Source organism: Desulfovibrio sp. 1214_IL3152, assembly GCF_036763055.1.
Taxonomy (GTDB): Bacteria; Desulfobacterota; Desulfovibrionia; order Desulfovibrionales; family Desulfovibrionaceae; genus Desulfovibrio.
On record NZ_JBAIYW010000618.1, the window covers coordinates 1 to 1,182 of the forward strand.

A 1,182-nucleotide genomic window follows, 5' to 3' on the forward strand; every position below is an offset into this window, starting at 1 on the left:
GGCGGTGTGCCGCTGTTTTTTCTGTCTTGCATGGCGGAGGCGCTGCCTGCGGGGCAGGCCCCCGCCATGCCGTGTAAAACCGTTGGGCCGCTACTGCTGCGGACCCTGGTCAAAGTCGACAACACGGCCCTGAAGCCAGATGTAGGCATCAATGGCCTGTCCCGCCTCAGGTTCAAAGTCGCCCAGGGTCATCTTTGACGCATAGATGACAAGGCGCATGGACGGGCGGTTTTCAAAGGGAAAGGTCACGTACAGGGCTTTGACGGGCATTTGTTCCAGCTGGTAGTCCTGCACTTCTTCAATAACGGCGCGCATCTGGTATTCGCAAAAATTGCGGCCGGGCATGATCATGTGACGATCGCTCACATCTACCTGAAGGGGCGGCACGTCCAGGCGTCCCTTGCCGGGATTGGCCTCAAGCCATGCCTCGGCGTGGGCTTCATACTGCGGCCCCTGGGTGATGGTCATGTGGTCCAGCAGGGCCTTGCGCACGGCAAAGGCCAGACCGGCCAGCAGAAAGGTGTGTGTGATCTCCGGGGTGAGGTCGTTCTTGTCGCGGCCATAAAGGGGGTCGAAAAACCACATGGGGTTCTTGCCCTCGATCATGCTTACCGCCACGTTGGCCCCAAGGCCGCTCTGCCAGGGAAAGACGCCCTCGACCGTCAGGTCGTTGGGCAGGCCGTCCAGCAGGGGAACGGCAGAAACAGGATTCAGCTTTTCGCCTTCCTCTCCTACCATCAGAACAGAAGCGCGCACGGGCTGATCCTGCGGCCAGGCCATCATAATATGGTCTTTGCCGCCGTGCTTCCACTGCCACGAAGGGCGCGTACCGCCTTCGTGCAGGACAGTGCCCACAATCTGGCCCATGATTTCCACCGGGTTGCGGCCCGTCAGCACGACCCAGGCATCGCCCAGGGCTTCGTGGTGTATGCGGGCGTGGTCCTCGGCGTGGTCTTGAGCTTCTGCCCCATCAGCGGCGTGCTGCTTCACGGAATTTTCCTTGTCAGTGGCTTCAGGCTCGCCGCTTTTGTTCTTTTTGGACATGGGAATTTCCTTTATCGCTCTTTCAGCGGCTGGCCGGACGCGCCTTGCGCCCGGCCGGGCCGTTTCAATTCAGTCTTTGGTGGTGACGGTCAGCGCCTGTCGCCACGATCATTACGGTCGCGACGGTCACGTCCGCCA

1 protein-coding gene is annotated in these 1,182 nt (G+C 60.8%); it reads right to left on the minus strand.

The genetic code is table 11. The annotated features are described in order from the left end of the window. Nucleotides 1–90: 90 nt before the first annotated feature. Nucleotides 91–1,044, minus strand: coding sequence for a hypothetical protein (locus V6C07_RS12945; RefSeq protein WP_333536890.1), 954 nt, complete (start codon nt 1,042–1,044; stop codon nt 91–93). Between the last annotated feature and the right edge of the window lie 138 nt (nt 1,045–1,182).